The sequence below is a fragment of the Nocardioides sp. LHD-245 genome, assembly GCF_030929495.1.
Classification (GTDB): domain Bacteria; phylum Actinomycetota; class Actinomycetes; order Propionibacteriales; family Nocardioidaceae; genus Nocardioides.
In genome coordinates this window covers 233,626-246,702 of record NZ_JAVFWN010000003.1, presented here as the reverse complement: position 1 = coordinate 246,702, position 13,077 = coordinate 233,626, and the positions used below count along the sequence as shown (strand labels likewise).

General features: G+C 71.1%; 14 protein-coding genes. 5 read left to right on the top strand and 9 right to left on the bottom strand.

The window, feature by feature from the left end; all coding sequences use genetic code 11:
- Positions 1–15 precede the first annotated feature (15 nt).
- The 4 genes from grpE to RB608_RS06220 all read right to left on the bottom strand — a co-directional run bounded on the left by grpE (position 16) and on the right by RB608_RS06220 (position 4,141).
- Entirely contained in the window at positions 16–606 is a 591-nt protein-coding gene (gene grpE / locus RB608_RS06235) for a nucleotide exchange factor GrpE (protein WP_308086949.1), read from the bottom strand.
- Entirely contained in the window at positions 603–2,462 is a 1,860-nt protein-coding gene (gene dnaK, locus RB608_RS06230; protein ID WP_308086948.1) for a molecular chaperone DnaK, read from the bottom strand. Before dnaK ends, grpE begins: the two co-directional genes overlap by 4 nt.
- Before the next feature lie 170 nt (positions 2,463–2,632).
- Positions 2,633–3,406, bottom strand: coding sequence for a sulfite exporter TauE/SafE family protein (locus tag RB608_RS06225; protein ID WP_308086947.1), 774 nt, complete (start codon positions 3,404–3,406; stop codon positions 2,633–2,635).
- 108 nt (positions 3,407–3,514) lie between these two features.
- Positions 3,515–4,141: a GntR family transcriptional regulator gene (locus RB608_RS06220; RefSeq protein ID WP_308086946.1), complete on the bottom strand. Its 627-nt coding sequence runs from the start codon at positions 4,139–4,141 to the stop codon at positions 3,515–3,517.
- Positions 4,142–4,259: 118 nt separating this feature from the next.
- On the opposite strand from RB608_RS06220, the gene RB608_RS06215 reads away from it, so the two are divergent.
- The gene (locus tag RB608_RS06215) at positions 4,260–5,603 is read left to right on the top strand and encodes an SLC13 family permease (RefSeq protein WP_308086945.1); all 1,344 of its coding nucleotides are present in this window, start codon (positions 4,260–4,262) and stop codon (positions 5,601–5,603) included.
- An 18-nt stretch (positions 5,604–5,621) separates the two neighbouring features.
- On the opposite strand, the gene RB608_RS06210 is transcribed toward RB608_RS06215, so the two are convergent.
- The 4 genes from RB608_RS06210 to RB608_RS06195 are packed head-to-tail and all read right to left on the bottom strand — an operon-like array spanning position 5,622 to position 7,892.
- Complete coding sequence (locus RB608_RS06210) at positions 5,622–6,287, bottom strand: HAD family hydrolase (RefSeq protein ID WP_308086944.1); 666 nt, start codon at positions 6,285–6,287, stop codon at positions 5,622–5,624.
- Between the two features lie 16 nt (positions 6,288–6,303).
- The gene (locus tag RB608_RS06205; protein WP_308086943.1) at positions 6,304–6,906 is read right to left on the bottom strand and encodes a hypothetical protein; all 603 of its coding nucleotides are present in this window, start codon (positions 6,904–6,906) and stop codon (positions 6,304–6,306) included.
- A gap of 42 nt (positions 6,907–6,948) precedes the next feature.
- Positions 6,949–7,383 carry a nuclear transport factor 2 family protein gene (locus tag RB608_RS06200; protein WP_308086942.1) on the bottom strand — a complete coding sequence of 145 codons (435 nt, stop codon included), beginning with the start codon at positions 7,381–7,383 and terminating at the stop codon, positions 6,949–6,951.
- A gap of 23 nt (positions 7,384–7,406) precedes the next feature.
- Positions 7,407–7,892: a nitroreductase family deazaflavin-dependent oxidoreductase gene (locus tag RB608_RS06195; RefSeq protein ID WP_308086941.1), complete on the bottom strand. Its 486-nt coding sequence runs from the start codon at positions 7,890–7,892 to the stop codon at positions 7,407–7,409.
- Positions 7,893–7,939: 47 nt separating this feature from the next.
- On the opposite strand from RB608_RS06195, the gene RB608_RS06190 reads away from it, so the two are divergent.
- Both RB608_RS06190 and RB608_RS06185 read left to right on the top strand, forming a co-directional pair.
- The gene (locus tag RB608_RS06190; RefSeq protein WP_308086940.1) at positions 7,940–8,827 is read left to right on the top strand and encodes a TIGR03619 family F420-dependent LLM class oxidoreductase; all 888 of its coding nucleotides are present in this window, start codon (positions 7,940–7,942) and stop codon (positions 8,825–8,827) included.
- The gene (locus tag RB608_RS06185; RefSeq protein WP_308086939.1) at positions 8,827–9,987 is read left to right on the top strand and encodes a hypothetical protein; all 1,161 of its coding nucleotides are present in this window, start codon (positions 8,827–8,829) and stop codon (positions 9,985–9,987) included. The genes RB608_RS06190 and RB608_RS06185 overlap by 1 nt, the downstream gene beginning before the upstream one ends.
- Positions 9,988–10,093: 106 nt before the next feature.
- Here the strand turns inward: RB608_RS06185 and RB608_RS06180 are convergent, their stop codons facing one another.
- Positions 10,094–10,942: an aldo/keto reductase gene (locus tag RB608_RS06180; RefSeq protein WP_308086938.1), complete on the bottom strand. Its 849-nt coding sequence runs from the start codon at positions 10,940–10,942 to the stop codon at positions 10,094–10,096.
- 116 nt (positions 10,943–11,058) lie between these two features.
- On the opposite strand from RB608_RS06180, the gene RB608_RS06175 reads away from it, so the two are divergent.
- Positions 11,059–11,853: an SDR family oxidoreductase gene (locus RB608_RS06175; protein ID WP_308086937.1), complete on the top strand. Its 795-nt coding sequence runs from the start codon at positions 11,059–11,061 to the stop codon at positions 11,851–11,853.
- Positions 11,846–13,003, top strand: a complete 1,158-nt coding sequence (locus RB608_RS06170) for a sulfotransferase (RefSeq protein ID WP_308086936.1) — start codon at positions 11,846–11,848, stop codon at positions 13,001–13,003. The genes RB608_RS06175 and RB608_RS06170 overlap by 8 nt, the downstream gene beginning before the upstream one ends.
- Positions 13,004–13,077: the final 74 nt, after the last annotated feature.

Below are 13,077 nucleotides of genomic sequence, written 5' to 3'. Positions count from 1 at the left end.
TACCACCTCCCGTCGTCAGCCTTCCGCCGGGTCGACCACCAGCACCTGCGCGGCGCGCACCACCCGGTCACCCATCTTGTAGCCGGCCTTCGCGATCACCTTGCACGTGGTCACCTCGACCTCGGTGTCGGTGCCGATGTGCGAGAGCGCCTCGTGGATCGTCGGGTCGAACGCGTCGCCGACCTCGCCGAACTTCGTCAGGCCCAGGCCGGCGACCACGCGCTCCAGCTGATCGGCCGTGGCCTTGAAGCCGTCCTCGAGCGGAGCGTGCTCGCGGGCCCGGTCGATCGTGTCGAGGACGTCGATGATCGGCGTGAGCGCGGCGTACGTCGCGTTCTCCCGCAGCAGCTCGCGGTCACGGTCGACCCGGCGCTTGTAGTTGAGGAACTCCGCCTGCAGCCGCTGCAGGTCGAGGGTGCGCTCCTCCAGCTCCATCCGGGTGACAGTCAGCTCGTCGGCCTCGGGCGTCACCTCGTCGGCCTGGCCGGTCCCGTCGGCGCCCTCGGTGGCGGCCGCCTCGACCGGCTCGGCCTCCTGGCCCTCGGGCGAGGGAGCCGCAGTCTCCTGCAGCTCCCCCTCCTCCGGGTTGAGGTTCTCCTCGGTCACTTGGCGTCGCCCTCGGTGTCCTCGTCGACGATCTCGGCCTCGACGACGTCGTCGTCCGACTCACCGGTCGCGCCGGTGCTGCCGCCCGCGGCAGCGGAGTCGGCCTCGGCGGCGGCGTACATCGCGGCGCCCATCTTCTGGCTGGACTCGCCCAGCTTGGAGATGGCGGCGGTGAGGTTCTCCGGGTCGGTCTCCTCGGTCGCCAGCGCCGTCTTGAGCGCCTCGACGTCGGCGGAGACCTCGGTCTTCACGTCGTCGGGCAGCTTGTCGCCGTTGTCGGCGAGGAACTTCTCGGTCGTGTAGACGAGCTGCTCGCCCTGGTTGCGGACCTCGACGGCCTCGCGACGCTTGGCGTCCTCCTCGGCGTACTGCTCGGCCTCCTTGACCATCCGGTCGATGTCGTCCTTGGACAGCGCGCTGCCGCCGGAGATCGTCATCGACTGCTCGCGGCCGGACGCCTGGTCCTTGGCGGAGACGTGGACGATGCCGTTGGCGTCGATGTCGAAGGTGACCTCGATCTTCGGCACGCCGCGCGGAGCCGGCGGGAGGCCGGTCAGCTCGAAGTTGCCGAGGCCCTGGTTCTGCGACCAGATGGCCCGCTCGCCCTGGGCGACCTTGATCTCGACCGACGGCTGGTTGTCGTCGGCGGTCGTGAAGATCTCCGAGCGCTTGGTCGGGATCGTGGTGTTGCGCTCGATCAGCGTGGTGAACACGCCGCCCTTGGTCTCGATGCCGAGGGACAGCGGGGTGACGTCGAGGAGCAGCACGTCCTTGACCTCACCGGCCAGGACGCCGGCCTGGAGGGCCGCACCGACGGCGACGACCTCGTCGGGGTTGACGCCCTTGTTGGGCTCCTTGCCGCCGAGCATCTCCTTGACCAGGTCGGTCACGGCCGGCATCCGGGTCGAGCCGCCGACGAGGACCACGTGGTCGATCGCGGAGAGCGCCACGCCGCCGTCCTTGAGGACGTTCTGGAAGGGCGCCTTGGTGCGCTCGAGGAGGCTCGCGGTCAGCCGCTGGAACTCGGAGCGGGTGAGCCGCTCCTCGAAGTGCAGCGGGCCGTTCTCGCCGTGGGTGATGTAGGGCAGGTGGATCGTGGTGTCGCTGGACGACGACAGCTCGATCTTGGCCTTCTCGGCGGCCTCCTGGAGGCGCTGGGCGGCGATCTTGTCCGCGGCCAGGTCGACGCCGTTGGCGTCCTTGAACTTCTTGACCATCCACTCGACGATCGCGTTGTCCCAGTCGTCGCCACCGAGGTGGTTGTCGCCACTGGTCGCCTTGACCTCGACGACGCCCTCACCGATCTCGAGCAGGGACACGTCGAACGTGCCGCCACCGAGGTCGTAGACGAGGATCGTCTGGTCGTCGCCCTTGTCGAGGCCGTAGGCCAGCGCGGCCGCCGTCGGCTCGTTGACGATGCGGTCGACAGTCAGGCCCGCGATCTCGCCGGCCTCCTTGGTCGCCTGACGCTGGGCGTCGGAGAAGTACGCCGGGACCGTGATCACCGCGTTGGTGACGGTCTCGCCGAGGTAGGCCTCCGCGTCGCGCTTCAGCTTCTGCAGGATGAACGCCGAGATCTGCTGGGGCGTGAAGTCCTTGTCGACGGGGTCGCCGATGTGCTGGGTCCAGTCGGTGCCCATGTGGCGCTTGACCGACCGGATGGTGCGGTCGACGTTCGTGACCGCCTGGCGCTTCGCGACCTCGCCGACGAGCACCTCACCGCTCTTCGCGAAGGCGACGACGGACGGCGTGGTCCGGGCCCCCTCCGCGTTGGCGATGACCGTGGGCTCGCCGCCCTCGAGGACCGCGACGACGCTGTTCGTCGTACCGAGGTCGATGCCGACAGCTCGTGCCATGTGTGTTTCTCCTCCGTGCGTGAAGATGGTGATGCAAGTTAGTTGAGCCGGATGGACTCAAGTCTGACACAGGCTGCAACGGGCCGATCCGCCGGGTTGTTCCCGAGGCCGGGGAGCAGATTTCCGAGGCACCCGGAGCGCACGACCTGCGCGGCCCGGCGCGGTGCCACTCAGCCGACGAGCATCACCGTCGACGCGCTCACGCCGGCCACGACCACGAGCATCCGCAGCACCGCCGCCGGAAGGCGTCGGGCGATCCGGGCGCCGACATAGCCGCCGACGATCGAGCTCACCGACAGCAGCGCCACGGCGAGCCAGTCCACCTCGGCGACGACGACGAACACGAGCGCGGCCACGAGGTTCGACGCCAGCAGGGCGATCGTGCGGATGCCGGCGATCACGCGCAGGTCGATGTCGAGCGAGAGCGCGAGGGTCGCGATCATCATCACGCCGGCCCCGGCCCCGAAGTAGCCGCCGTAGACGCCGGTCAGCAGGACGAAGCCGGTCGCCATGGCCGAGAGCCGCAGCCGCGGGTGCACCTCGCGGCCGCCCCGGCCCCGCTGGGCCGCCAGCCAGGCGGAGAGCCGCGGCTGGACGCCGACCAGGAGGCAGGTGCCGAGGATCAGCCAGGGCACGACGGCCTCGAAGACGCCGGGCGGCAGGGCCAGCAGCAGCGCCGCGCCGGCCGCGCCGCCCATGCCGGTCAGCACCATGACGGCCGCGGTGATCCGCGGATGGACGCGCAGCTCCTCGCGGTAGCCGATGCCACCGCCGACACCCGAGGGCACCAGCCCGATCGTGTTGCTCACGTTCGCGACGACCGGCGGCAGCCCGACCGCCAGCAGCACCGGGAAGCTCAGCAGCGACGCGACGCCGACGGTGGTGCTCAGCACGCCGGCACCGAGACCGGCCAGGACGACGACGAGCTGCTCGAGGCCGCTCACGGAGGGCCTGGGGACACGGGCGGGGTCACGGAGGACATGGTGACATTGTCTCAGTGGCTAGGCCACCGGCCCACAGGTCCGGCGATCGGGCCGCTCGCTCCACGCGGGTCAGCCGTCGCCGAGCAGTCCGACGCAGGCCGTGGCCGCGCCGGCCGCGTCGCCGCGGATGATCGCGTCGGCCAGATCGCCGAGACCGGCCTGGAGGGCGGCCGCGGGGGCCGGGTCGGGGGCGTGGGCGGACAGGCTGTCGTCGAGATCGGCGAGCAGGGCGGAGTCGGCGAGACGGCGTACGCACCGCCAGGTGTGCTCGAAGCTGCGCGGCCGGCCGTCGTCGGCGAGCATCGCCAACCGCAGCGAGCTCTGGGGGTTGACCGCGGCCGCACGGGCGATGCCGGCGAGCACCGCCTCGCGGGCGGCGACCACCTCGGCGCGCGGGCGGGCGTCGAAGCCCGGCAGCAGCGTCCCGGCACCGGGCTCGGCCGCGGCGTCGCGCACCAGCGCGCCCACACCGTGGCGCACCTCGATCCGGCCCCGGGTCTCGAGGGAGGCGAGCGCGCGGGACAGGGTCGCCCGGCTCACACCCAGCTCGGCGGCCAGCTGGCGCTCCGGCGGCAGTCGATCGCCGCCGACCAGGCCCTGGGCCTCGATGAAGTCCGAGATGTGGCTCGCGAGGCTCTCGTAGAGCCGCTCCCGCCGCAACGGCGGCACCTGTGGGCGATCACGCGGGTCGGACATGGCGCCATCGTAGTGGTCCGGACCGCCTAGTGGACAGGTGGCCTAGCCACTGGCACACTCGACTCCGCTGTATGACACCGGTCACGTCCGCGGCCGGTCACCGACCCCAGGGGGAGCCATGTCCCACGAGCTGATCTCGCTCGCCGTCCTCGTCATCGTCTTCCTGATCGCCACGGTGCGGGGCGTCAACATGGGTGCGCTCGCCCTGGTCGCGTCGTTCATCGTCGGCCTGGCGGTGTACGACGCCACCACCGAGGACGTCCTGGCCGGCTTCCCCAGCGGGCTCTTCGTGATCCTGGTGGGCGTCACCTACCTCTTCGCGCTCGCGAAGAACAACGGCACCGTCGACTGGATCGTGCACGGTGCCGTCCGCGCCGTCGGCGGGCGGGTCGCCCTCGTGCCGTGGGCGATGTTCCTCGTCTGCGCCGCGGTGACCGCGATCGGGGCGGTGAGCCCCGCGGCGGTCGCGATCGTCGCGCCCGTCGCGATGGGCTTCGCCCTGCGCTATCAGATCCACCCCGTGATGATGGGGATGATGGTCGTGCAGGGCGCGACCGCCGGCAGCTTCTCCCCCATCGGCATCTTCGGCTCGATCACCAACGGCGTGGTCGACACCAACGACCTGCCGGGCAACCAGGGCGTCCTGTTCCTCACCACCTTCCTCGCCGCCACCGTCGTCGCGGCGATCACCTACGTCGCCTTCGGCGGGCGCGAGCTGGTGGCCCGCGGCCGTCAGGCCGTCACGCTCGGCGGCGAGGCCGAGCAGGCCGGGTACGCCGCGACCCGCGGCACCGGGCCGGCCACCCCGCACTCCGCGGTCGAGGCCCGTCGCAGCACCCGCGCCGACGCCCCCGACGACGCCACCCGCCTCGACCCGCAGCGCTCGCTGACGCTGGTCGGCCTGGCCGCCCTCATGGTCGGCGCGCTCGGGTTCGACCTCGACGTCGGCTTCACCGCACTCACCATCGCGGTCGCGCTCACTCTCGCGTTCCCGGCCTCGGCCAAGGGCGCCGTCGAGAAGATCAGCTGGGGCACCGTGCTGCTGATCGGCGGCATCGTGACCTACGTGACGCTGCTGCAGAACCAGGGCGTGGTCGACTGGCTCGGCGACGGCGTCGCCGATGTCGGCTCGCCCCTCGTCGCGGCGCTGCTCATCTGCCTGATCGGGGCCGTGGTGTCGGCCTTCGCCTCGACCACGGGCATCATCGGCGCCCTGATCCCGCTCGCCGTCCCGTTCCTGCTGACCGACCAGGTCAACGCGATCGCCCTGATCGCCGCGCTGGCGATCTCCAGCTCGGTCGTCGACTGCAGCCCCTTCTCCACCAACGGCGCCCTCGTCGTGGCGAACGCCGACACCGACCAGCGGGAGATGGTGTTCAAGCGGCTCATGCAGTGGGGCATGTCGATCGTCGTCGTGGCCCCGCTCGTCGCCTGGGCGCTCCTGGTCGTCCCGACCGCCTGAGCCCGGCTCCGGGCTGTGCTACCCGGCGCGCAGGACGCCCGCGAGCTCGCGGGCGTCGCTCAGCTCGACCGCCGGGCGAGGCCCGTCCGGGTCCACGGCGTGGCCCGGGCGGGCCAGCCTGACGACGCTGATCCCCGCCTCCAGCGCACCACGCACGTCGCGCGCGGACGCCGCGACGTGGACCAGCCGCGCCGGCGCCACCGCCCGCACCGCACCGAGGTAGATCGCCGGGTCGGGCTTGAAGGCGCCGAGCCGCTGCGAGGTCAGCAGCAGGCCGGGGTCGACCAGCTCCGCCGCCCGGGTACGCCGGGCGAGGTGGTCGTCGACGTTCGACAGGAGGCCGACGCGGGCGAGCGCGGCGACCTCGCGCACGCCCTCGGCCACGTCGGGCCACAGCGGCCATTCGCCGATGCCGTCGTGCAGGCGGGCCAGGTCGGCGTGGGCGAGACCCGGATCGAGACCGAGCTCGTCGTAGGCCAGCCGCAGCGCCTCCCGTGAGACCTCGGTGAAGGTTCGGGGCGGCCGGGCCTGCCGCTGCAGCCGCTTGTTGTGGCGGTCCCACACGTCGTACAGGTCACCACCGTCAAGTCCCCAGCCGCGCTCCTCGGAGATCGAGCCGAGGTCCGCGCCCGCGCCGGCGCGGGTGTCGGTCGCCGCGCTGAACAGGTCGAAGGTGACGATCACGGCAGGGCCTGCCCGGTCAGCCGACGGTGACGCTGATCTCGTTGCTCGTCGTACCGCTGTCGCGGTCGACCACGCGGAAGCGGTTGACGCCGCTGACGCCGGTGAAGATGTAGCTGGAGAAGGTGCCGTTGGTGACCCCGACGCTGGCCGGGAAGTCGGCCCAGTCGCCGTTCTCGAAGCGCTGGACCCACAAGATCGCGCCCTCGCCGCCCGGGTAGACGCCGCTGAAGTAGATCCGCTCGCCACTCGCGACGGACGTCGCGAGGGCCTGCAGCGAGATCTCGCCGGCGGCCTCGCTGGTGAGCTCGGTCGTCGGCTCGTCCTCGGGGAGCTCGGTCTCGGCGTCGCCGGACCCGGCCGGCTCGTCGGGGTCCTCGGTGTGCAGCGTAACCAGCGGTCCGGTGGCCTCGTCGGTCTCGACCGGGCTCGGCAGGTACATCGACTGGCGCACCGTCGACTCTCCGGCCGCGTCGCCGTCGTCATCGCCGAGGCCGAGCACCTGCGAGCCGACCAGCGCCACGAGGGCGAGGATGAGGCCGACGCCGAGGGCGACCGCGAGCAGCGCCACCAGCCCGTTGAGCACGGGACGGCCGGTAGGGGGCTGCTGCTGGTCGCTCACCCGACCATTGTCCAGACCCGCCCGAAAAACCCGAAACCGCAGTCAGAAGCCGCGCGTCCAGACGACCTGCTCGTGCAGCCGGCGCGAGCGCCAGCCGTCGGTCGTGCGGACGAACGTGTGCCGGTAGCGGCCACCGACCTCCACGACCCGCTCCCCGCCGGTCGCCCCGTCCGCGATCCGCATCGGGTTGTGGAAGTACGCCGTCACGTCGGCCTCGTCACGGGTGCCGGCGAAGTCGACGGCGACCTGCCCGACCAGGTGCACGCGGTGCTTCGAGAAGCCGGGCAGCGCCTCGGCCAGCCAGGCCTTGACGACCGGGTAGCTGTCGGCGACGCCGCCGCTCTCGGTGTAGTCGATGTGGGCGTCCGGCGTGAAGACGGTGTCGAGGGCGTCGAAGTCGCCGTCGTCGACGGCGAGGGTGTAGCGGGTGATCGCGTCGGTGATCTCGGCGCGGTCGATCAGCTCCTGCAGGTCCATGGCGTCTCCTCGGTGCGTGCTGGTCAGCGGGGCTCGAGGACGACGACCGGGATCTCCCGGTCGGTCCAGGCCTGGTAGTTGTCGAAGTCGGCGTACAGGTCGACCAGGCGCGGCCACAGGGCGGCGCGCTCCTCGGACCCGGCGACCCGGGCCCGGACCGGCCGGCTCCGCTCCCCCGGTACGGCGACGGTGGTGTCCGGGCTCGCGATGAGGTTGTGGAACCACTGGGGGTTCTTCGGCAGCCCGCCCTGGGAGCCCACGACGACCAGGTCCGGCCCGTCGGCCAGGTAGAGCAGCGGCGTCGTGAACCGGGTCCCGCTGCGGCGGCCGACGTGGTCGAGCAGCAGCACCGGAACCGGCTTGCGCCACCCCGCACCGATCCGCCACTTCGCGCCGATCCGGCCGTTGGTGAGTCGGTAGATCCACACGTTGGCCCGGGCGCCGTACTTGATGATCTTCGCGACGACGGGCTTGTCGAGGCCGTCGGGCTTCGGCTTGGTCGCTGCCATGGAACTCACTCTGGCAGAAATCTAGAACAGGTTCTAGTGTGGCGGGCATGCGCTTCTCCTTCGCCGAGGGCATGACCCACGCCGACTACTACGCTCCGCTCGCCCAGGCCTGCGAGGCGACCGGCTACACGTCGATGACCATCGCGGACAGCCTGATCTACCCACAGGAGTCCGACTCGAAGTACCCCTACACCGACACCGGGGACCGCGAGTTCCTGCTCGGCAAGCAGTTCATCGAGACCTTCATCCTGTGCAGTCACCTCTTCGCCGTGACCAGCAGCCTGCGGCTCACGCCCTTCGTGCTCAAGCTGCCGATCCGGCCGCCCGTGCTCGTCGCCAAGCAGGCGTCGTCGCTGGCGTTCCTCTCCGGCAACCGGCTCGGCCTGGGCGTCGGGCTCTCGCCGTGGCCCGAGGACTTCGCCGCCCTCGGCGTCCCGTGGGAGAAGCGCGGGAAGCGGATGGACGAGTGCATGGACATCCTGCGCGGCCTCACCCAGCCCGGCGACGAGCCGACGTTCTTCGGCTACCAGGGCGAGTTCTACGACATCGAGCCGCTCCAGCAGTGCCCCGCCCCGACCGAGCGGATCCCGCTGCTCGTCGGCGGCCACTCGGACGCCGCCCTGCGGCGCGCCGTACGCAAGGGTGACGGCTGGATGCACGCCGGCGGCGACGGCGAGGAGCTCGACCGCCTGCTCACCCGGCTCGCCGAGATCCGCGCCGAAGAGGGCGACACCCGCGACGACTTCGAGGTCCACGTGATCTCGTACGACGCCTACACCCTCGACGGCGTCAAGCGGCTCGAGGAGAGGGGCGTCACCGACTGCATCGTCGGCTTCCGGGTCCCCTACATCAAGGGCCCCGACACCGAGCCGCTGGAGACCAAGATCAAGCATCTCGAGCAGTACGCCGAGAACATCATCGCGAAGGTCTCCTGATGTCGGCGTCGCTCGAGCTGACCCAGCCCCTCCAGGACGCGATCGCCGAGGCCGAGGAGCTGATCGCGAACGCCCCGTTCATCGACAGCGAGGCCGACCGGATCGAGGGCTACGAGTACCTCGCCGGACGGATCCGGATGGCGCTGCAGACGGCGTTCGACTACGACCTCGAGCAGCCGCTGTTCATCAACCCGACCCATCAGTTCTCCAAGCAGGGCCTGGACAACCCGGACGCGATCTACTTCAACGCCTACCTGCGCGAGGGCGTCGAGTACGTCGTGCGCGGCCGGCGGGGGACCTCGGCCGACCTGTCCTTCCAGGTGATGGGCGGCGCCTACAGCGCCGACGCGGCCGCCACCTCGCTGATGGCCTTCGACGAGCGCGAGCTGGACATCGGGCCGGACGGCTCCTTCGAGTTCACCTACGTCGCCGAGCAGGGCGCCAAGACGCTGATCGTGCGCGAGGTCTTCAACGACTGGGACACCGAGGAGCGCGGCACGCTCACCATCGAGCGCCCCGACACCCTCGGCAAGCCGCGCCGGGAGCCGACCGAGGACCTGCTGCGGAGGAAGTACGAGATCGCCGCGCGCTCGCTGATCGGCTCGATCCAGACCTGGTTCGCCTTCCCCCACTTCTTCCAGTACAAGGAGCCGGTCAACACACTGACCGCACCCGCCTCGACGCCGGGGGGCCTGTCGTCGCAGTTCTCCTCGATCGGGCACTACGCGCTGGCCGAGGACGAGGCGATGATCGTGTCCGTCCCGCGCTGCGACGACTGCACCTACCAGGCGATCCAGGTCGGCTCCGACTGGTACGCCTCGACCGACTACGAGACCCACCAGACCTCGCTGACCAAGGCTCAGGCCGTCACCGATGACGACGGCGTGATGCGGTTCGTGATCTCCGAGCGACCGCCCGGCCCCGGCGGCGCCCCGGTCGCCAACTGGCTGGAGACCACCGGCCACCGCACGGGCCCGATCATGCTCCGCTGGCAGCAGCTCGCCCGCGCACTGTCGGCGGCCGACGGACCGGTCGTCGAGATCGTGCCGGTCGACGAGGTGCCGAAGCACCTGCCCGGGCTCGTCGGCCTGTCCACGGAGGAGTACGCCGAGCGGATCGCCGCCCGGCAGCGTGCGGTCGCGCGGCGGATGATCTCGTAGCGCGGCGGCGCCCACCGGGCGTCGTACCCGGCATTCGGGTCGTCATTGGGAGGCTCTGACGACCCGAATGCCGGGTATGGCACCCGGCGGGATCAGGTCCGGTCGATCAGGCCGGGATCCAGTCGAACGTGTCCGGGTTCGGGCCCTGACGGCCCGCCTCGCCCTTGTCGAGCGCGGCGAGGGCGGCCACCTCGTCGTCGGTGAGCGCGAAGTCGAAGACCTCGGCGTTCTCCGCCAGCCGCGCCCTGCTCAGCGACTTCGGGAAGACGATGTCACCGCGGTCCAGCGCCCAGCGCAGGAGCACCTGCGCGGGCGTCTTGCCGTACCGCTCGGCCAGCGCCGTCACGGCCGGGTCGGTCAGCTCGCCGCCGCCCTGGCCGAGCGGGGACCAGGCCTGGACGTGGGCGCCGTGGCCCGTGGTCGCCGCGCGGACGGCGTCGTTGGCGAAGTAGGGATGCGCCTCGACCTGGTTGACCGCCGGGACGACCCCGGTGGCCGCGACGATGCGGTCGAGGTGGTCGGGCTGGAAGTTGGAGACGCCGACCGAGGTGGTCAGGCCCGCCTCGCGCAGCTCGACGAGCGCCTCCCAGGTCGAGACGAAGTCGCCGTCGTACTGCGTGGGCAGCGGCCAGTGGATGAGGAACAGGTCGACCCGGTCGAGGCCGAGCTTGTCCAGCGAGACCCGCAGCGAGTCCTTCGCGGCGGCCGGGGCGTGCCGGTTGTTGTTGAGCTTGGTGGTGACGTACAGGTCCTCGCGGGCCAGCCCGGAGCGCGCGATCGCGGCGCCTACACCCTCCTCGTTGCCGTACATCTGGGCGGTGTCGACGTGGCGGTAGCCGAGCTCGAGGGCGTCGGAGACCACGCGCTCGGCGTCCTCCTGCGGCACCTGCCAGACGCCGAGGCCGAACTGGGGGATGGAGGTCTGGTCGTTGAGGTCGATCCGCGGAGTGCTCACCCCGGTTGCAACGACGAGCCCGGCCCGCTATTCCCGGCGTCATCCCGACGGACGCCCGCGGCCGTTTCGGCACGAACCCCTTTCCCAAAACTGAAACACGTTCTACTCTGTCCGCCATGGTGGATCTGCTGACGGACAAGGTCATCGTGCTCTCCGGCGTCGGGCCGGGGCTCGGACGCTCGCTCGGCGAGGAGGCGGCGAAGATGGGCGCCGATCTGGTGCTCGCGAGCCGGACCCCCCACCGCCTGGAGAGGATGGCGGAGACGGTGCGGTCTCACGGACGTCGCGCGCTCGTCGTACCGACCGACATCACCGACGAGGACCAGCGCAAGGCGCTGGTCGAGGCAGCCCTCGACGAGTTCGGCAGGGTCGACTGCCTGATCAACAACGCCTTCGGCATCCCGCCGATGGATCCGATCAGCACGCTCGACCTCGACGGCCTGCGCACGGCCAACGAGACCAACGTCTTCGCGCCGCTGCGCCTGTCCGCCCTCTTCGCCGACGCGCTCGCCCAGACCGAGGACAAGGTCGGCGGCTCGGTGATCATGGTCAACTCCTGCGTGATCTACAGCAGCCAGCCGGAGTACTCCGGCTACAAGCTCTCGAAGGGCACGCTCGAGCACCTCGCGCAGTCGCTCGCGACCGAGCTCGGCCCGCGCGGCATCCGGGTCAACAGCGTGGCGCCGTCGTACATCTACGAGGACGTCAACAAGGCCTACTTCGACTGGATCGCGCAGGAGTCGGGCCGCACCCACGAGGACGTGTACGCCGAGAAGGCGGCACCCACCGACCTCAAGCGGCTCGCCACCCCCGACGAGGTCGCCCGGGCCACGCTGTTCCTCGCCTCGGACCTCGCCTCGGCCGTCACCGGCCAGATGCTCAACGTCGACTGCGGCGAATTCCATGCCTGAGCCCCGCCAGCGCGCGGACGTCGGCAGCTTCGAGGACATCTGCGCCGCCGCGACCCGCACCACCGGCCTGACCGACTTCGGCTTCGCGGACGCCCCCGGCCACGAGGAGGCGTTCCGGATCCTCGTGGAAGACCTCGGCTCCGCCGAGGCGGGGCTGACCGGAGTCGGCAACTACTTCATGCGCTCGCAGGTGAAGAGCGCCCTGGTCGCGCGCCTGCTCACCCAGGCCCGGTTCACGGAGTTCCCGCAGCACGCCGACGTCGCGATCGAGCGGCCGATCTTCGTGGTCGGTCTCCCCCGCACCGGCACCACCGCGCTGAGCCGGCTGCTCTGCGCGGATCCCGGGCACCAGGGCCTCGAGATGTGGCTGACCGAGTTCCCCCAGCCCCGCCCGCCGCGAGACACCTGGGAGGACGACCCGATCTTCACCGCCATGCAGGCGGCGTTCCAGGAGCACCACGTCACCAACCCGGAGTTCATGGGAATCCACTACTCCGACGCCACCGAGCCGGAGGAGTGCTGGCGGGTGCTGCGCCAGACCGGCAAGTCACTCGGCTTCGAGTCGCTGGCCCACCTGCCGGCGTACTCCCGCTGGCTGGCGACACAGCCGTGGACCGACGCCTACGAGCGGCACCGTCGGAACCTGCAGCTGATCGGCCTCAACGACCAGGACCAGCGCTGGGTCCTGAAGAACCCGTCGCACCTGATCGCGCTCGAGGCGCTGCTGGAGGTCTACCCGGACGCGCTGGTCGTGATGACCCAGCGCGACCCGGTCACCTCCGTCGCGTCGGCCTGCTCACTGTCCGCCGAGGCCACCGCCGGCCACTCGACGACCTTCGTCGGCGAGACCCTCGGCCGCGACCAGCTCGGCCACCTCACCCGGCAATGGGACGCGTTCTGGCAGGCCCGCGAGAAGTACGACGAGGGCCAGTTCTTCGACGTCGACTACCGCGGCTTCGTGCAGGATCCCGTCGGCACCGTCGGCGCCATCTACGACGCGTTCGGCCTCACCTGGAGCGCCGAGGCGCAGGCCGCCGTCCGACGGCTCGACGAGGAGTCGCGCAGCGGCCCGCGCCGCCCCGCCCACCGCTACGACCTCGCGGACTACGGCATCACCGAGGACGAGGTGCGGGAGTCCTTCGCCCGCTGACCCCACCGATCCGACACGCTCACGCCAGACACGCGTGGCAGCGTGGCGGACGGCGGCGCAGCCGCATCGTGCGA